The organism is Thiohalorhabdus sp. Cl-TMA, assembly GCF_041821045.1.
Classification (GTDB): Bacteria; Pseudomonadota; Gammaproteobacteria; order Thiohalorhabdales; family Thiohalorhabdaceae; genus Thiohalorhabdus; species Thiohalorhabdus methylotropha.
The window spans coordinates 33,632-51,379 of sequence record NZ_JBGUAW010000001.1; the positions used below are offsets into that span (position 1 = coordinate 33,632).

The following is a 17,748-nucleotide window of genomic DNA, read 5'->3' on the forward strand; positions in this document are numbered from 1 at the left end:
GCCATTGGGCCGCCCCCTGCTTCCGAAATTATCCGGCACCCAGTGTCCGATGCCGGTGGCCGCCGGGCATCAAGCCCCGGCGCCCTCCCGGTGCCGGCGATACACCCGCAGCCGGGCGGTGGCTTCGGCCAGTTCGGCCTTGGCGCGGGCCAGCTCCATGTCGGAGGTCTGCTCCTCGAGCGCCTGCTCGGCCCGCCGCTTGGCGGCCTCGGCCTCGGCGGCATCGATATCCGGGGCCCGCTCCGCGGTGTCCGCGAGAACGGTGACCACGGAGGGCTGGACCTCCAGGTACCCGCCGGACACGAAGACCACCTCCTCTTCCTTGCCCTCGTGCTGGATCCGGACCTCGCCGGGCAGCAAGCGGGTTATGAAGGCGGAGTGCCCGGGCATGATGCCGACCTCGCCCTCCTCGGCAGGAGCGACAACCATCTCGCTGGTGCCGGAGTAGATCTCCCGGTCGGCGCTAACAACATCGACGTGGATGGTCATTCCCATTTTGCCCTCTCTCCCCTACTCAATATAGCCCCAAATCGACGGGGGCGGACAACCCCCGTCGACGACCTGGGCCGCGGCTCAGCTAGCCTTCTTCAGGGAGTTGGCCTTCTCCACGGCCTCGTCGATGGAGCCGACCATGTAGAAGGCCTGCTCCGGGAGCTCGTCGTACTCGCCCTCGACGATGCCCTTGAAACCCCGGATGGTCTCGCTCAGGGAGACGTACTTGCCGGGGGCGCCGGTGAACACCTCCGCCACGAAGAAGGGCTGGGACAGGAAGCGCTGGATCTTACGCGCCCGGGCCACGGTGAGCTTGTCCTCCTCGGAAAGCTCGTCCATGCCCAGAATGGCGATGATGTCCTGGAGCTCCTTATACCGCTGGAGCACCTGCTGCACCTGCCGGGCCACGTCGTAGTGCTCCTGGCCGATGACCTGCGGGTCCAGCTGGCGGCTGGTGGAGTCCAGCGGGTCCACGGCGGGGTAGATGCCCAGCTCGGCGATGGAGCGGGCGAGCACCACGGTGGCGTCCAGGTGGGCGAAGGTGGTGGCCGGCGCGGGGTCGGTAAGGTCGTCCGCGGGCACGTACACCGCCTGCACGGAGGTGATGGAGCCGGTCTTGGTGGTGGTGATGCGCTCCTGCAGGACGCCCATCTCCTCCGCCAGGGTCGGCTGGTAGCCCACCGCGGAAGGCATGCGGCCGAGCAGCGCGGACACCTCGTTACCGGCCAGGGAGTAGCGGTAGATGTTGTCGATGAACATCAGCACGTCGCGGCCCTCGTCGCGGAACTTCTCCGCGATGGTCAGCCCGGTCAGCGCCACGCGCAGGCGGTTCCCCGGCGGCTCGTTCATCTGCCCGTAGACCAGGGACACCTTGTCGAGGACCTCTGACTCCTTCATCTCGTAGTAGAAGTCGTTGCCCTCGCGGGTGCGCTCGCCCACGCCGGCGAACACGGAGTAGCCGGAGTGCTCGATGGCGATGTTCCGGATGAGCTCCATCATGTTCACGGTCTTGCCCACGCCGGCGCCGCCGAAGAGACCGACCTTGCCGCCCCGGGCGAAGGGGCACATCAGGTCGATCACCTTGATGCCCGTTTCCAGGATATCCGCCGTGGCCGACAGCTCGTCATAGGCCGGTGGCTTGGCGTGAATGGGCGCGGTCTCGGACTTGTCGACCTCGCCGGCCTCGTCGATGGGGTTGCCCAGGACGTCCATCATGCGGCCCAGGGTCTTCTCGCCCACCGGCACGGTGATCGGGGCGCCGGTGCCCTTCACTTCCATGCCGCGCTTCAGGCCGTCGGTGGAGCCCATGGCGATGCAGCGGACGGCACCGTCGCCGGTGTGCTGCTGGGCCTCGAGGACCAGGTCCCCATCTACCAGCTCCAGGGCGTCGTAGACCTCGGGCATGTCGCCCGTCTCGAAGTCCACGTCCACCACCGGGCCGATGATCTGGACAATCTTTCCAGTTCCAGTGGATTCACTCATTTTCGTGCCCGTTTTCTCTAGCTTGGAAATTCCGTGGCCGCGTTAGCCTTCCAGGGCCGCCGCACCGGAGGTGATTTCGGCGAGCTCCGCGGTAATGGCGGCCTGACGCGCCTTGTTGTAGGACAGCTTGAGGTCCTCGATGAGGTCCTCGGCGTTGTCGCTGGCGCTCTTCATGGCCACCATGCGCGCCGCCTGCTCGGATGCGATGTTCTCCACCACGCCGTGATAGACCAGGGACTCAACGTACCGCGCCATGAGGCCGTCGATGACCTCCTGGGGCTCCGGCTCGTAGATGTAGTCCCAGTGCAGCTCGTCCGGCTCGGCCACTTCCGTGACCGGCAGGATCTGCTCGGTCTGGACGTTCTGGGTCATGGTATTCACGAACTGGTTGTACACCAGATAGACGCGGTCCAGCTCGCCTTCCATGTAGGCATCCATCACCACCTTGGCCGTCCCGGTGATGTCGGTCACCTCGGGGGCGTCGCCCAGGTCCGAGCGCTCGGCCATGATGTCCACGCCCAACCGGTTGAGAAGGGGCAGGCTCTTCTTGCCGATGGCGGCCACCCGGTAGGCGATGCCCTGATTCTGGAGGTCCTCCATGAGGTTCAGGGCATGGCGCAGGGCGTTGGTGTTCAGACCACCGCACAGCCCCCGGTCGGAGGTTATGATGATGATCCCGGCGTTCTTGGCCTCCCGCTCCTCCATGAACGGGTGGGTGTACTCCGGGTGGGCCTTGCCGATGTGCCCGATCACCTGCCGGATCTTGTCGGCATAGGGCCGCGTGGCGTGCATCCGGGCCTCGGCCTTGCGCATCTTGGAGGCCGCGACCATCTCCATCGCCGAAGTGATCTTCTTCGTGTTCTCGATGGAGCCGATCTGCTTCTTGATTTCCTTGGAGCTCGGCATCCCGCTCTCCGATCGTTGCGCAGCGCCTTAGTAGGCGTGCTTCTCCTTGAAGTCCTTGAGGGCACTGTGCAGGCCGGACTGGATCTCGTCGGTCAGCGCGAGCTCGCTGGCCATCTTCTCCATCAGGTCCTTCTGCTGCGAGTGCATGTACTCGTGCAGGGCCTTTTCGGTGTCCACCACCTTCTCCACTTCGACGTCGTCGATGTAGCCTTCGTTGGCGGCGAACAGGGAGACGGCCATCTCGGCCACGGACAGCGGCTTGTACTGCCCCTGCTTCATGAGCTCGGTGACCCGCTTACCGCGCTCGATCTGGTTGCGAGTGGCCTCGTCCAGGTCGGAAGCGAACTGGGCGAAGGCCGCCAGCTCCCGGTACTGCGCGAGGTCGGTCCGAATGCCGCCGGCCAGCTTCTTGATGATCTTGGTCTGGGCGGAGCCACCCACACGCGACACGGAGAGGCCGGCGTTGATGGCGGGCCGGATGCCGGAATTGAAGAGGTCCGATTCCAGGTAGATCTGCCCGTCGGTGATGGAGATCACGTTGGTGGGCACGAAGGCGGACACGTCGCCGGCCTGGGTCTCGATGACGGGCAGCGCGGTCAGGGAGCCGGTCTGGCCCTTCACCTCGCCGTTCGTCTTCTGCTCGACGAACTCCTCGTTCACCCGGGCGGCGCGCTCCAGCAGGCGGCTGTGGAGATAGAAGATGTCGCCGGGGTAGGCCTCGCGGCCGGGCGGGCGCCGAAGCAGCAGGGACACCTGCCGGTAGGCCCAGGCCTGCTTGGTGAGGTCGTCGTAGACGATCAGGGCGTCCTGGCCGCGGTCCCGGAAGTACTCGCCCATGGTGGCGCCGGCGTAGGGGGCGATGTACTGCATGGTGGCGGATTCGGAGGCGTTGGCCGCGACCACGATGGTGTGGTCCAGGGCGCCCTCTTCCTCCAGCTTGGCCACCACCTGCGCAACCGAGGAGGCCTTCTGGCCGACGGCGACGTAGATACAGGTAACACCCGTATCCTTCTGGTTGATGATGGTGTCCACGGCCACGGCGGTCTTGCCGGTCTGGCGGTCGCCGATGATCAGCTCCCGCTGGCCCCGGCCGATGGGCACCATGGAATCCAGCGCCTTGATGCCGGTCTGAAGCGGCTGGTCCACGCCCTGGCGGGCGATCACGCCGGGCGCGATCTTCTCGATGGGCTCTTGGCCGGCGGCCTCGATGGGGCCCTTGCCGTCGATGGGCTGACCCAGGGGGTTCACCACCCGGCCGACGAGGTTCTCGCCCACGGGCACTTCCATGATGCGGCCGGTGGCCTTGACCGTATCGCCCTCGCGGATGTGGGTGTAGTCGCCGAGGACCACGCCACCCACCGCGTCCCGCTCCAGGTTGAGCGCCATGCCATAGGTGTTATTGGGGAATTCCAGCATCTCCCCCTGCATGACGTCTTCGATACCGTGGGCCTTGATGATGCCGTCCTGGACGGCCACCACCGTGCCTTCACTACGGGCTTCCAGATCCTGCTCGAAGCCCTCGATCTGTTTGCGAATCAGTTCGCTAATTTCCGAGGTGTTCAGTTGCACCGTCAGATCCCTTATCCTAGCGGCCTGTTCAGGCTTTTAATTGGTTGCGGAGCTGTTCCAGCCCGCCCCGGACGGAGCCGTCGATCACCATGTCTCCGGCGCGGATCACGATCCCCGCCATGAGAGACTCGTCCACCCGGCTCTCCACGCTCACCTTCTTACCAAAGCGCTTTTCAAGCTGGCTGGCAATGGCTTTTTCCGCCTCCTCATCGAGGGGCGCGGCGGCGGTCACCTCCGCGTGCACCTCGCCTTCGGCGCCGCGCCGGAGGTCCTGGTATATCTCCAGGATATCGGGGAGGAAAGTCACCCGGTCGTTGGTGAACAAGGCGTCGAGGAGCCTGCGGGCCCCCTGGTCCAGGCGGTCCCCAGCCACGGAATGGAACACCTCTTCCTGGCGCTTCCTGCCCACCTTGGGATTGCCGAGCACGCGCTGCATGCTCGGGTCCTCCGCGATGGCGGCGAGCAGGGTCAGGCTCTCCTCCCACTCGGAGAAGGTTCCCCCGCTCTGGGCCAGCTCGAAGATCGCCTCCGCGTAGGGCCGGGCAATGGTATAGGCGTCAGCCATGAGGCCCTCCTTACAGGCGCTGCACCACGCGGTCCAGGACCTCGGAGTGGGCGCTCTTGTCGATCTCGCGCTCGAGGATCTTCTCGGCGCCTTCCACCGCCAGGTCCGCGACCTTCTGGGTCAGCTCTTGCCGCGCCCGGTTGATTTCCTGTTCGGCTTCTTCCCGGGCGTTGGCCAGGATCCGATCGGCCTCCTGACGGGCCTCTCCGGCGGCCTCTTCCCGGATCTCGTTGGCCCGCCGTTCGGCGGCGCCCACCATCTCCTGGGCCTTCTCCTTGGCTTCGGCGATGGTCTCCTTGGCACGCTGCTCGGCGAGCTCCTGCTCCTTTTCACCCCGTTCGGCGGCCTGCAGGCCCTCCTGGATCTTCTGCTGACGATTGGTGAGGGCTGCATTGATGGGTGCGTATAGATAACGCTGGAACAGCCAGATGAAGACCACGAAGGTTATGGCCTGGCCGATCAGGGTCAGATTCAGATTCAAGGTCTTTCCCCTATGTTTGGTCCCGAAAAACGGGCCCGAGCGGCCCGGCTATCGGGCCGCCCCGGAGCCGTGCCCCTTGGTTAACCCAGGAACGGGTTAGCGATGATGAACCAGAGGGACAGCGCCAGCACGATGAAGGGGAAGGATTCCATCAGGCCCCCGAACAGGAAGGTGTTGGTCAGGAGCTGAGGCCGCATCTCCGGCTGGCGGGAGATTCCCTCAAGGGTCTTGGAAGAGATGATGCCCCAGGCGAGGGCGGAACCAAGGCCGGCGGCGGCAAGGATAAGGCCGACAGCGATGGCGGTGGCGGCGGTAATGATAGTGGCAGGTTCCATCTTATCCTCCTGAAGTTTTCGACGGATTAGCGTTTTTTTATAAGAAAACTGGCTGCGCTGCGAATCAGTGCTCCGAGGTCACGGCCATGGCCATGTACACGATGGTCAGCACCATGAAGATGAAGGCCTGTAGGACGATCACCAGCACGTGGAATATGGTCCAGGGCAGGCCGCCCACCCAGTGGAGCCACCACGGAACCATGAAAGCGATGAGCAAGTAGATCAATTCCCCGGCGAAGAGGTTGCCGAACAGCCGCAGGCCCAGGGAGAGCGGCTTGGCCAGCTCTTCCACCAGCTTCATGATGAAGTTCACGGGGAACAGCCATTTGCCGAAGGGGTGCGTGACGAACTCCATAAGGAACTCGGAGCCCTTCACCTTTAGGCTGTAGAACACCACGGTGCCGAATACCACGATGGCCATGCCCATGGGCACGTTCAGGTCGGCCGTCGCCACGGCCCGGAAGTTGTCGGCCCCCAGGCTCTCCACCATTCCCGGGATAAGGTCCACCGGAATGATGTCGAAGAAGTTCATGAGGAAGATCCACAGGAACACCGTGAGCGCCATGGGGGCGATAATCGGATTGTGTCCCGGGAAATTGTCCGTCACGTTCTTGTTGACGAACTCCACGATCATCTCCATGCCGTTCTGGAGACCGCTGGGCACCCCTTCGGTGATCCCCTTCTGGATGTACTTACCCAGAAGGATGATGAGGAGGCCCGAGAGGATGGACATGATCATGGTGTCCAGGTTGATGGCCCAGAAGCCATCCCCGAAGGTCCAGTTCGTGATGTGATGCTCGATGTAGTTCCCGTGGGCTTCCTGCCCTTGGCTACCATGGCTGCTGCCGTCACTCACCGTTATTCCCCTATCCTGGATTTTGTTCGGTATTTGGAGGTGCCGCCCGTGGCGCCGAACGCTTCGGAATAGACCACCAGGTGGGCGATAATCAGACCGCCGACCACGCCCCCGATGGAGATTTTCCAGACCAGGCCTGCCAGGACCACCGCCAGGCCCAGCACCAGAAAGCGCTCCACAGCGCCTCGCAACATGATCGCATTCGCGTCCCCGGCCTTATGATCGGCCGCGCGCTGCAGGTTGGCGGACAGCATTACCGCCAGCAGTGCGGCTAATCCCCCCCCATAGGCCAGGCCTTTTGCCAGATCCTGCTTGTCCAGATACAGGGCCAGCAGGACGAAAACGGCCACTACTACTACCTGACGAGCAATCAGGCGGCCCGTTAGGTTAACCAGCTCGCTGTGAGAGACCAATGTTCTTTCCCGTTCCGTTGGGCTTCCGCCCGCTTCGGAAGGCCGGGTCGCGGCTTTCGAAGCGGGCGGAAGCTCGCGCGGATTGGCCCTCAGCGGCCTGGGACCGGCTGAAGACTAAGGGAGAGTGTCTTCAGAGTCAATCTTGGCTCTCTTGCTGAATGCGCTGGATTATGGATTCCAGCTCTTCCAGGGAGGAATAGCTGATCTCCAGTTTGCCCCGGTTTTTCCGCTGCGTGATGCGTACCTTGGTGCCCAGCTGCTCGCCCAGGGCCTGTTCCAGACGCTCGATATCAGGGTCTTTCCTTACCCCGCCGGATGTACGCTCCGATTCTTCCGAGGTAGCCTCCGCCTCCTTGGCCACCTTTCGCACGCGGTCTTCGGTGGCCCGGACCGAAAGCCCCTTCTGGACCACCTCGTTGGCCACTTCCCCCAGTCGCTCATGGCCTTCGAGGGACAACAAGGCTCGAGCATGCCCCATACGGAGGGTCCCCTCTTCCAGCGCATGGTGCACCGGATCGGGCAGCCGCAGCAGGCGCAGGGTGTTGGAAATGGTGGCGCGGTTGCGGCCGACCCGCTCGGCGATGGCCTCGTGCGTGAGGTCGAACTCCTCGACCAGGCGCTCGAAGGCGCGTGCCTCCTCCACAGGAGTAAGCTCCTCGCGCTGGATGTTCTCGATCAGGGCGATCTCCAGGGCCTGACCGTCGGCCAGTGACCGCACCATGGCCGGGACGTTCTCGAGGCCGGCGAGCTGCGCGGCCCGCCAGCGGCGCTCCCCGGCGATCAGCTCGTAATCGCCGCTTTCCTCCCGCCGGCGCACCACCAGGGGCTGCACGATGCCCTGGGTGCGGATGGACTCCGCTAGCTCCCGCAGGGCTTCGTCGTTCATCTGTTTTCGCGGCTGGTAGGTACCGGGTCGGATCATGTCCACCGGCACCCATTTGACTTCCGTTTCCCCCTCTGGGGCGGACTCCTCGAAATCGTCCCCGAGGAGGGAATCCAGGCCGCGGCCGAGACGTTGCTTGCTCATGCGGGCACTCCGCAGCCCATCAGCTCCTGGGCGAGATCCAGGTAAGAGGCCGAGCCCCGGCATAGGGCGTCGTAGTAGATCACGGGCATGCCGAAGCTCGGCGCCTCACCCAGCCGGACGTTCCTGGGAATGGTGGTCTCGTACACCTTGCGGCCGAAGTGGCTGCGGACCTCCTCGGAGACCTGGTTGGCTAGGTTGTTGCGGCTGTCGTACATGGTAAGCAGCAGGCCCTCCACCCGCAGCTCCGGATTGGCCTTGCGGCGGATGCGCTGGATCACTTCCATTAGCTGTGAGAGGCCCTCCAGCGCGTAGTACTCGCATTGGATAGGGATCAGGGCGCTGTGGGCCGCCACCAGCGCATTCACCGTCAGAAGATTCAGGGATGGCGGGCAGTCGATGAGGATGTAATCGTAGCTCTCCTGCGCCTCTACCAGGGCGCGGCGCAGTCGGCGATCCCGGTTTTCCTGATCCACGAGCTCGATCTCGGCCCCGGAGAGATTACTGTTGCTCGGGATGAGGTCGGGACCGTTCTTCGCCTCGTCTATGGGCCCCAGCGTGGCCGAAGCGGGGGACACCTCCCCGGTCAGGACCTGATAAACCGTGGTCTCCTGGACCTTCTTGTCGTAGCCGAGCCCCATGGTCGCGTTGCCCTGGGGGTCGATATCCACCACCAGGACCTTCTGCTCGGCAACGGCCAGGGCCGCGGCCAGGTTTACCGAGGTTGTGGTCTTGCCCACCCCGCCCTTTTGATTCGTCACGGCAATAACCTTGCCCATTCCCGCTCCTTGATTCCACGTGAAACGCGAGTCGCGAACCGGGGTAGGATACCCTTCGGCCGTGAAGCAGGCCAAGGCTTTTCCTCAGCCGGCCTTTCGTTTGGTATGAACCAGTAAGAGGGACAGGGCCGCAGGGGTGACACCCTGGACGTTGGCCGCCTGGGCAAGGGTCCGGGGCCGGGCTGCCTCCAGGCGCTGGACCACTTCGTTGGACAAGCCCCGGATCTCCGAAAAGGCCAAGCCTTCGGGGATGCTTCGCTCCATCTCCGATTCCAGGCGCCGATTCTGGGCGAGATCCCGCTCGATATAGCCGGCGTACTTTACCTCTATCTCCGCCCGCTCCCGGATCCGCTTCGGATAATTCAGCAGATGCTCGCGGTCGGCCAGGGTGGCCACCGGGTCCAGACCAACCTTGGGACGGCGCAGCAGGTCGGACAGCGTGCTCGGTTTGGACAGCGGTCCGCCCAGCAGCGTCTGCGCCCGAACCTGGGAAACTTGCTGGGGGTCCACCCATACCGATCCCAGCTCCGTTACCAGGGCCTCCAACTGCTCACTTGTTCGCGAGAAGCCTTCCCAGCGGCCATCACCCACCAGCCCCAACGCCCTTCCCGTGGGGGTGAGTCGGCTATCCGCGTTGTCCTCTCGCAGCAGGAGCCGGTGCTCCGCCCGGGAGGTCAGCATGCGGTACGGCTCGTCCACGCCCCGCGTCACCAGATCGTCCACCATTACGCCGAGATAGGCCTCATTGCGCGCCGGATACCAATCCTCGCGACCCTGAGCCCGGAGGGCGGCGTTGGTGGCCGCCAGGAGTCCCTGTGCGGCGGCTTCCTCATACCCCGTTGTGCCGTTGATCTGCCCGGCAAGGTATAGGCCCTCCACCTCCCGCAGGGCCAGGGTGGGGTCGAGCTGACGGGGATCGAGGAAGTCGTACTCGATGGCGTAGCCGAACCGCGTAATGCGCGCTGCCTCCAGTCCGGGGATACTGTTGACCAGAGCCTGCTGGGCCCGCTGCGGGAGGCTGGTGGAAATGCCGTTGGGATAGACCTCCGTGGTGTGCAGCCCTTCGGGCTCCAGGAAGACCGTATGGGCGTCGCGGTCGGCAAAGCGCACTACCTTGTCCTCGATGGAGGGACAATACCGGGGTCCGGCGCTCTCGATGGCTCCCGAATACATGGGCGAATCCGTGAGCGCTTCCCGGACGATCGCGTGCGTCTCCGCCGTGGTCTGTGTGAGGTGGCAGGGCACCTGCCGCAAACGCTGTTCGGGGGGAAGGTCGGAGAGCCCGGGGGTGGGCTCCTCGCCGGGCTGTGGAGTCACCCGCTCCCAGTCGATGCTGCGCCCGTCCAAGCGCGGCGGCGTTCCGGTCTTGAGGCGTTCCACGTGGAACCCCTCGGCCCGGAGCCATTCGGAGAGGCCCAGCGAGGGGGCCTCGCCGGCCCGGCCGGCGGCATGCTGCTCCTGCCCCATGTGGACCTTGCCCGCCAGGAAGGTACCGGTGGTAAGGACCACGTTCCTGGCCTCCAAACGCCAGTCGCCTGCCAGGATGATGCCCCGCACCCGTCCACCCTCGATCCAGAGCTGCTCCACGTTGCCCTGCAGGAGCTCCAGACCGGCCTGCGAGAAGACGGCCTCCTGCACGGCCCGCCGGTATTCCGCGCGGTCGGTCTGCGCCCGTGTGGCGCGGACGGCAGGACCCTTGCGCCGGTTGAGCACGCGCACCTGGATCGCGGCTCGGTCGGCTGCGCGCGCCATGATCCCGTCCAGGGCGTCCACCTCCCGGACCAGATGGGATTTCCCCAGCCCACCCACGGCCGGGTTACAGGACATCTGCCCGATGGTGTCCAGATTCTGGGTCACCAGGAGGGTACGGACCCCCATGCGGGCGGCGGCGGCCGCCGCCTCCGCGCCCGCATGGCCGCCGCCTACCACGAGAACGTCATAGATTGCCATGGTCATTTACCGATGCAGAAGGTAGCGAATATCCGGCCGAGAAGGTCATCCGAGTGCAAGCGGCCGGTTATTTCCCCGAGGCCCTCATGGGCCCGACGCAGGTCCTGGGCCACGAGATCCCCGCTTCCATAGCCTTCCAGGGTGCCGTACGCGGCCTCCAGATCGGCGCCCACCCGGTCCAGGATTTCCAGATGACGCTTTCGGGCCCCCAGGGCATCTCCCCCGCCCTCAACGTTCAAACGCCCCCGGAGGGTATCTTCAAGGGCGCCGATACCAGGGTCCCCGGAGGCGGAAATGGCATTGGCCGATTCCGGAGGGGTGGCCAGGTCGGCCTTGGTCCAGACGATGAGGCGCCGGTCCGCGGGAAGCCGCTCCCATTCCGCGGCATCTTCCGCAGTCCATCCCGCCTGGGCGTCCACCAGGAATACTACCAGGTCGGCACGTTCTACAAGATCCCGCGCCCGCCGAACGCCCTCACGCTCAACAAGGTCCTCGGTCTCCCGGAGTCCCGCCGTGTCGGCTAGCTCCACGGGGAAGCCGGCGATGGTCACCGTTTCCCGAAGGATGTCCCGGGTGGTCCCGGCCCGCTCTGTGACGATGGCGGATTCCCGGCCCGCAAGACGGTTGAGAAGACTGGATTTGCCCGCGTTGGGCCGGCCCGCGAGGACCACCAGAAAGCCCTCGAAAAGCCGCACGCCGGAGGCCGCCCGCCGACGCAAGCGCGCAAACCGGTCCACAAGTCCCTCGAGCCGTTCCCTTATCCGGCCCTCCTCCAGGAAATCCACATCCTCGTCGGGGAAATCCAGGGACCCCTCCACGAAGATACGGAGGTTCACCAGCTCCTGCGCAAGCTCCTCCACCAGGCGCCCGAACTCGCCTTCCAGCGAGCGCATGGCTGCCCGGGCCGCGGCGGTGGAATCCGCCTCGATCAGCTCGGCGACGGCTTCGGCCTGGGTCAGATCCATGCGGTCGTTTAGGAAGGCCCGCCGGGTGAACTCTCCGGGCCCGGCCATCTCCGCACCCTCCTCCAGGACCGCATTCAGCAAGGATTGCAGGACGGCGGGCCCGCCGTGCCCATGCAGCTCCACGACATCCTCGCCAGTGAAGGATGCAGGGCCGGGGAAATAAATGGAGAGCCCCTGATCGAGGGCCCGCCCCTGCCCATCCCGGAAGGTGGTGAAGTGGCAGTGGCGGGGCTCCAGGGAAGACCTACCGCATACGGCCCGGCCTACGGCCAGGGCGCGGGGCCCGGATATACGGACCACGCCCACCCCTCCGCGACCGGGAGGGGTGGCGATGGCCGCGATAGTCCGTACGCTCAGTCGATCTTCCGCATCACCCACCATTGCTGCGCAATCGAGAGGAGGTTATTGGAGAGCCAGTAGAGCACCAGCCCGGCCGGGAACTGCATGAAGAACACCGTGAATACCACGGGCAGGGCCAGCATGACCTTCTTCTGGATGGGATCCAGAGGGGCCGGATTGAGGAGCTGCTGCACCACCATGGAGGCGCCCATGAGAATGGGCAGCACATAGAAGGGATCCTGGCTGGTGAGATCCGTTATCCACAGGATAAACGGTTCGTGACGAATCTCCACGCTTTCCAGAAGGACCCAATAGAGACTGATGAACACCGGGATCTGCACGAGGATGGGGAGACATCCGCCGAGCGGATTCACCTTCTCCTCCCGGTACAGCCGCATCATCTCCTCGTTCAGCTTCTGCCGGTCATCCCCGTACTGCTCACGCAGCCGCTGTAGCTCTGGCTGCACCTTGCGCATCTTGGCCATGGCCCGGTAGCTCATGGTGAAAAGCGGGTAGAAGACCAGCTTGATGGCGATGACCACCAGGATAATGGCGAATCCGTAATTCCCCACGAGGGAATGGAAGAACTGGAGCACCTCGAACAGGGGGATGGCCAGGAAGGACAGGATTCCGTAGTCCACCGCGCGGCGGAGCTGGCGGTTTTCACCAACCTCCGCGACCACCGACTGCTCCTTGGGCCCGATGAACAGGGCCTGCTCCATGCTGGCCTGCCCACCCGGCGCCACCCGGGGAAAAGGCGCGGTAAAGCCGGCATACAGATCCTGACCGGAAGCCCGGACCGTGAAGCTGTTGCCCTCCATGACCTTGGGAACCCAGACGGACATGAAGTAGCGCGACATGATGCCAGCCCAACCGCTGGGATCCGAGCTTTGGAAGGTATTGTTGGACTTCTCCCGCAGATCCTCCGCGGAAAAGGTCTTCATGGCGTTATTGGTGAACACCACCGGGCCGTGGTAGAGGAACTGCCCGAGCATCCAATTCCCCTTGGCCTTGCTGCCGCGCTGGCGGATCTGGCCGTATAGATAGCCCTGCCAGGGATCATCGCCGCGATTGACCACCGTGTATTCCGTGCGCACCGCGTAGGAGCCGCGACGGAAGTGGTAGGTCTTGCGGAATTCCAGGTCACCATGGGTCCGGGTGTAGGTAACCTTCAGCGCGTCCTCGCCCTCCTGAAGGATCCGCTTGCCCTCAGAGGGACCCTGGAACTCCGCCTGGTGGCTGGGTGCGTAACCCGAAGAGGAACCGGGTATCCACCCGGACTGCCCCACCACCAGCCAGGACCCGCTGTTTTCCAGAACCTGGACCGGCGGCGACTTGGGATTGTCCTCTTCCCGGTATTTGAGGAGGGAGCCGCTCACCGGATCGCCACTCCCCGGCGAGAAGGACACCCGAAGCACGTCGGTTTCTACCGTCAGGCCGGACGCCGGGAAACCGGCAGCCTGTTGCCGCGGCTCGGCAGGCTGGGACTGACGATCGCCGCGGACCTTCGGAACGGACTCTCCCGATTCGGCGGTCGTCCCGCCCTTTCGCTCCTGCCGGCCTTCCCTGCCCTCTGCGGAATCCTTGGATCGCCCGTTTTCCGCCGTCTGCTGCTGGTAGTAGGTCGGATACTGGTATTCCAGCCAGGACTGATAGAGCCACAGGATCAGAAGGGTCAAACCGATGGCGAGGAGGAAGCGCTTTGTATCCATGGATCTTTCGCAGTTGTGGGCGTTGGAGCGCGGAAAGACGGGATGTCAGGGAACGGGGTCGTTGCCCCCGGCATGAAAGGGATGGCAGCGCAAGAGGCGGCGCAGGGCCAGCCACGATCCCTTCCAGGGACCGTGCTGATCAATGGCGGTGATGGCGTAAGTGCTGCACGTGGGGCTGAAACGGCAATGGGCGCCCAACCAGGGGCTGATCATCCAGCGGTAAATGCGGATCATCGAGATGAGGAGCCTTCTAGGCATTGGCAACCCTCTGCCAACAACGGGAAAGATCCTGTACCAGCTGATCCCGGGAGGCCTGCGCAGCCGTGCCCCGGGCCACCACCACCAGGTCCCGTCCCGAAAGCGGGCCCTGTTTATGTCGAAAGCTTTCCCGAACCAGGCGTTTCAGGCGGTTACGCTGCACTGCGTTCCCCACGCGCTTTCCCACCGCCAATCCCAGTCTCGGCGGACCCGTTTCCCGTTGCCGCTGAAAGACCACGAAGTAACGCCCGACCGTCTTTCGGCCCGCGTTGAATACTTCGCGGAACTGCGAAGCGGTCTTGAGCCGGGCGGTCTGAGGGAATGCGCTTCGGACGGAACCGTTCAAGCGGGAAGCGGGAAGATGCACCGAGGCCTCCGGGGGGAGGCTCCAGGGCCCTTCACGGCGCGAGGCGCTTGCGGCCCTTGGCGCGTCGGCGCTTGAGCACGCGCTGACCGCCCTTGGTCGCCATGCGGGCACGGAAACCGTGACGGCGCTTACGTCGAATCCGGCTGGGCTGAAAGGTTTGTTTCATGGCGCTGCTCCGGCAGTCGGGTTTGGACGGATTCCTGCCATTGCGGCAGGCGAATAGGCTTGAAAAAAGCAGTCAACATACTGCCTTTCCCTCCCGAATGTCAATTCACGCCTCCGCTGGTGGTTTCTGTAATAAACAATAATCGTAGTTATTTTTTGAATTTGTTATTACTTATTGGAGGTACGGGCCCGGCTGTGGAGAATATTGAAAAACTCATATCCTGGAGGGACTTCCACGTGTTTGGGCCTGTGGGTATCCTGCGGGAGCAGTCGGTGGAATAGTCCTGCACGAATCGGGGAGCGAATTCCCGGGTCGGGATGGCCTGGGGACAAGGGGCCATTTTTTCCACAAGGTGTACCCGCTTTTCCCCAGGAAATGCAGTACGGAGGGATTCGACCCGTACCTGCCCTTTTGGGTTAGAATCCACCGTTTCGATCCGAGCCGAAACGGGAACGCGGATGTGGGGGCCCTAGTTGGCGGAATCGCCGGTCTGGAAACTGTGTCTGGAGCGTCTGAGCGAGGAGCTTTCCTCGCAGCAGTTCAACACGTGGATTCGCCCGATTCAGGCCGAGGAGGGGGAGGACCGGCTGTTTCTGCGCGTCAGTAACCGGTTTTTTTACGATTGGATCCGTGAGCGATTCCTGGGTCGGGTCGCTGAGCTCGTGGACCATTTCAGCGAGAGCCGGCTGGCGGTGGAGCTGGAGGTGGCCGAGGGAGTGGAGGCTGAAGCGGAGCCCGCCGTTGGGGAGACGGCGGCCCCCCGGGTGCGGGAAAAGTCGGCTCCATCCCGGGGAACGGGGCGGGCCCGGGACATGCTAGATCCGCAGTTCACCTTCGAGACCTTCGTGGAGGGCAAGTCGAACCAGCTGGCCCTCGCCGCCTCCCGGCAGGTGGCCGAGAATCCCGGCGGGGCCTACAATCCCCTGTATATCTATGGAGGGACCGGGCTCGGTAAAACGCACCTCATGCAGGCCATAGGCAACTTGGTGCGGCAGCACGAGCCGGATGCCAAGGTTCGCTACATCACGGCCCACCGGTTCGTGAACGAAATGGTGCGCTCCATCCAGCACAACGCCATCGAGGACTTTAACCAGCGTTACCGCAGCCTGGACGTGCTCCTCATCGACGATATCCAGTTCTTCGCCGGCAAGGACCGCACCCAGGAGGAGCTTTTCCACACCTTCAACACCCTCATGGATCTGAACAGCCAGATCGGCATCTCCTGCGACCGCTATCCCAAGGAGGTGGAGGGGCTGGAGGAGCGGCTGCGGTCGCGATTCGGCTGGGGCCTGACGGTGGCCATCGAACCCCCCGAGCTGGAGACCCGGATGGCCATCCTCATGCGTAAGGCGGGCTCGAGCGGTGTGGAGCTGCCGGAGGAGGTGGCCTTTTTTATCTCGGAGCGGATCCAATCCAATGTCCGGGACCTGGAAGGGGCGTTCAATCGAGTGGTAGCGCACGCCCGGTTTTTGGGGCGCTCCATCGACATGGACCTTACCAAGGAGGCCCTGGCGGATCTCCTGGAGATGCAAACCCGGCTGATCACCATCGAGAACATCCAGAAAGTGGTGGCCAATTACTACAATATCCGGGTGGCGGACATGCGCTCCAAGAAGCGCTCCCGGGCCATAGCCGCGCCCCGGCAAGTGGCCATGGCCCTGGCCAAGCAGCTGACCGATCACAGCCTGCCCGAGATCGGGGATGCCTTCGGCGGGCGAGACCACACCACCGTCCTGTACGGGTGCCGAAAGATCGAGGAGCGCCAGCGGGAGGACCCCCGGTTGCGGGAGGACCTCAACAATCTGAAACGGGTTCTGACGGGCTGAATGCCCGGGACCCTGGCCATGCGTTAGGGGGAGAGAGTGCGGTTTCGGTGTTCCAAGGAGGATCTGCTAGCGGGCCTCAATCCCGCCGCATCGGTGGTGGAAAGCCGCCAAACCCTGCCCATCCTGGGCCACTTGCACCTGCAGACCGGGGACGGCGAGGTTTCCCTGACGGGCACCGACCTGGAGGTGGAGCTCCAGGCCGCCTGCGTCGCGGATGTGGAGGAGGCCGGGACCGCCACGGTTCCCGCGCGCAAATTTCTGGACATCGTGCGCTCCCTGCCCGAAGAGACCCAGGTGGCGGTTCTCCAGGACGACGGCGGGGTGACGGTGCAGGCGGGACGCGGCCGCTATCGGCTCTCCGGGCTGAATCCGGAGGACTTTCCGCGGCTGGAGCTCGAAGAGTATCAGCAGGAGGTGGCCATCCCCCAGGGGGCGCTGAAGGCGCTGTTCGAGGGAACCTCCTTCGCCATGGCGCGGGATGATGTCCGCTACTATCTGAACGGAATCTTGCTGGAATGGAGCGGATCCAATCTACGGGCCGTGGCCACGGACGGCCATCGCTTGGCGCTTATGGACCGGGAGGTGGAGGCCACCGCTGAGGAGACCCGGGTAATCCTGCCGCGGAAGGGGGTCCAGGAGCTGGAACGACTTCTGGCGGATACCGAGGAGCCGGTATCTGTGGGATTCACGGGTAACCATGTCCGGTTCCGGCTACCCAGGGTGACCTTCACCTCCAAGCTCATCGAGGGCCGCTTTCCCGATTACCGGCGGGTGATACCGGAGGCCAACGGGCAGCAGGTCCTTGGTGACCGGCGGCAGATTCAGCAGGCCCTGCGGCGGATCGCCATCCTCTCCAATCGCAAGACGCACGGCATCCGATTCTCCTGCAGGGAGGGTCTCCTGGAGCTTTCGGCGGAGAACCCGGACCAAGAGGAGGGTGCCGAGGAGGTGCCCCTCTCCTACCAGGGCGATTCCCTGGAAATCGGCTTCAACGTGGAATACCTGCAGCAGGCCATGAGCGCCCTGCCCACCGACGAGGTGGTCATCCATGTCTGGGACGCCCAATCGAGCTGCTTGATCATGCCCCCCGACGATACCTCGATCAAATATGTCATCATGCCCATGCGGCTCTGATGCGCCCCCTGGGAAGGGGGCGATGCGGTAAAATCCGTATATTGGCCATAATGCGCTTGCATCCTACAGCTCCGTTGCCACAGGCGTCAGCCGTGGGACGGATCGACCCGGACGTTTGCAGCGAAGGCT

19 protein-coding genes are annotated in these 17,748 nt (G+C 64.2%); 2 read left to right on the forward strand and 17 right to left on the reverse strand.

Annotated elements, in window-relative coordinates; translation table 11 throughout:
• Nucleotides 1–69: 69 nt before the first annotated feature.
• From ACERLL_RS00125 to rpmH, 17 genes are all read right to left on the reverse strand, one after another.
• Nucleotides 70–495, reverse strand: coding sequence for a F0F1 ATP synthase subunit epsilon (locus ACERLL_RS00125; RefSeq protein WP_373654022.1), 426 nt, complete (start codon nt 493–495; stop codon nt 70–72).
• Between the two features lie 78 nt (nt 496–573).
• Nucleotides 574–1,974 (reverse strand): F0F1 ATP synthase subunit beta, encoded by a 1,401-nt coding sequence (gene atpD, locus ACERLL_RS00130; protein ID WP_373654023.1) that lies wholly within the window; start codon nt 1,972–1,974, stop codon nt 574–576.
• 42 nt (nt 1,975–2,016) lie between these two features.
• Nucleotides 2,017–2,880: a F0F1 ATP synthase subunit gamma gene (gene atpG / locus ACERLL_RS00135; protein ID WP_373654024.1), complete on the reverse strand. Its 864-nt coding sequence runs from the start codon at nt 2,878–2,880 to the stop codon at nt 2,017–2,019.
• Nucleotides 2,881–2,907: 27 nt separating this feature from the next.
• The gene (atpA, locus tag ACERLL_RS00140) at nt 2,908–4,449 is read right to left on the reverse strand and encodes a F0F1 ATP synthase subunit alpha (RefSeq protein ID WP_373654025.1); all 1,542 of its coding nucleotides are present in this window, start codon (nt 4,447–4,449) and stop codon (nt 2,908–2,910) included.
• Nucleotides 4,450–4,477: 28 nt separating this feature from the next.
• Complete coding sequence (locus tag ACERLL_RS00145; RefSeq protein ID WP_373654026.1) at nt 4,478–5,014, reverse strand: F0F1 ATP synthase subunit delta; 537 nt, start codon at nt 5,012–5,014, stop codon at nt 4,478–4,480.
• Between the two features lie 10 nt (nt 5,015–5,024).
• The gene (locus ACERLL_RS00150; protein WP_373654027.1) at nt 5,025–5,495 is read right to left on the reverse strand and encodes a F0F1 ATP synthase subunit B; all 471 of its coding nucleotides are present in this window, start codon (nt 5,493–5,495) and stop codon (nt 5,025–5,027) included.
• A gap of 80 nt (nt 5,496–5,575) precedes the next feature.
• Nucleotides 5,576–5,830 (reverse strand): F0F1 ATP synthase subunit C, encoded by a 255-nt coding sequence (gene atpE / locus ACERLL_RS00155; protein ID WP_373654028.1) that lies wholly within the window; start codon nt 5,828–5,830, stop codon nt 5,576–5,578.
• A gap of 64 nt (nt 5,831–5,894) precedes the next feature.
• Nucleotides 5,895–6,686, reverse strand: a complete 792-nt coding sequence (gene atpB, locus ACERLL_RS00160; RefSeq protein ID WP_373654029.1) for a F0F1 ATP synthase subunit A — start codon at nt 6,684–6,686, stop codon at nt 5,895–5,897.
• Between the two features lie 2 nt (nt 6,687–6,688).
• On the reverse strand, nt 6,689–7,099 hold the full coding sequence (locus ACERLL_RS00165; protein WP_373654030.1) for an ATP synthase subunit I: 411 nt from the start codon (nt 7,097–7,099) through the stop codon (nt 6,689–6,691).
• A 136-nt stretch (nt 7,100–7,235) separates the two neighbouring features.
• A complete protein-coding gene (locus ACERLL_RS00170) occupies nt 7,236–8,126 on the reverse strand; it encodes a ParB/RepB/Spo0J family partition protein (RefSeq protein WP_373654031.1) in 891 nt (296 codons plus the stop codon).
• The gene (locus tag ACERLL_RS00175; RefSeq protein WP_373654032.1) at nt 8,123–8,902 is read right to left on the reverse strand and encodes a ParA family protein; all 780 of its coding nucleotides are present in this window, start codon (nt 8,900–8,902) and stop codon (nt 8,123–8,125) included. The genes ACERLL_RS00170 and ACERLL_RS00175 overlap by 4 nt, the downstream gene beginning before the upstream one ends.
• A gap of 84 nt (nt 8,903–8,986) precedes the next feature.
• Nucleotides 8,987–10,852, reverse strand: coding sequence for a tRNA uridine-5-carboxymethylaminomethyl(34) synthesis enzyme MnmG (gene mnmG, locus ACERLL_RS00180; protein ID WP_373654033.1), 1,866 nt, complete (start codon nt 10,850–10,852; stop codon nt 8,987–8,989).
• 2 nt (nt 10,853–10,854) lie between these two features.
• Nucleotides 10,855–12,198: a tRNA uridine-5-carboxymethylaminomethyl(34) synthesis GTPase MnmE gene (gene mnmE / locus ACERLL_RS00185; RefSeq protein WP_373654034.1), complete on the reverse strand. Its 1,344-nt coding sequence runs from the start codon at nt 12,196–12,198 to the stop codon at nt 10,855–10,857.
• Nucleotides 12,171–13,868, reverse strand: coding sequence for a membrane protein insertase YidC (gene yidC / locus ACERLL_RS00190; RefSeq protein ID WP_373654035.1), 1,698 nt, complete (start codon nt 13,866–13,868; stop codon nt 12,171–12,173). Before yidC ends, mnmE begins: the two co-directional genes overlap by 28 nt.
• Before the next feature lie 45 nt (nt 13,869–13,913).
• Nucleotides 13,914–14,126 carry a membrane protein insertion efficiency factor YidD gene (yidD, locus tag ACERLL_RS00195; RefSeq protein ID WP_373654036.1) on the reverse strand — a complete coding sequence of 71 codons (213 nt, stop codon included), beginning with the start codon at nt 14,124–14,126 and terminating at the stop codon, nt 13,914–13,916.
• Complete coding sequence (gene rnpA, locus ACERLL_RS00200; RefSeq protein WP_373654037.1) at nt 14,119–14,493, reverse strand: ribonuclease P protein component; 375 nt, start codon at nt 14,491–14,493, stop codon at nt 14,119–14,121. The genes yidD and rnpA overlap by 8 nt, the downstream gene beginning before the upstream one ends.
• A 31-nt stretch (nt 14,494–14,524) precedes the next feature.
• Complete coding sequence (gene rpmH / locus ACERLL_RS00205) at nt 14,525–14,659, reverse strand: 50S ribosomal protein L34 (protein WP_373654038.1); 135 nt, start codon at nt 14,657–14,659, stop codon at nt 14,525–14,527.
• Between the two features lie 473 nt (nt 14,660–15,132).
• Between rpmH and dnaA the strand changes: the two genes are divergently transcribed.
• Nucleotides 15,133–16,485: a chromosomal replication initiator protein DnaA gene (gene dnaA, locus ACERLL_RS00210; protein ID WP_373654039.1), complete on the forward strand. Its 1,353-nt coding sequence runs from the start codon at nt 15,133–15,135 to the stop codon at nt 16,483–16,485.
• Between the two features lie 36 nt (nt 16,486–16,521).
• A complete protein-coding gene (gene dnaN, locus ACERLL_RS00215) occupies nt 16,522–17,619 on the forward strand; it encodes a DNA polymerase III subunit beta (protein ID WP_373654040.1) in 1,098 nt (365 codons plus the stop codon).
• Nucleotides 17,620–17,748: the final 129 nt, after the last annotated feature.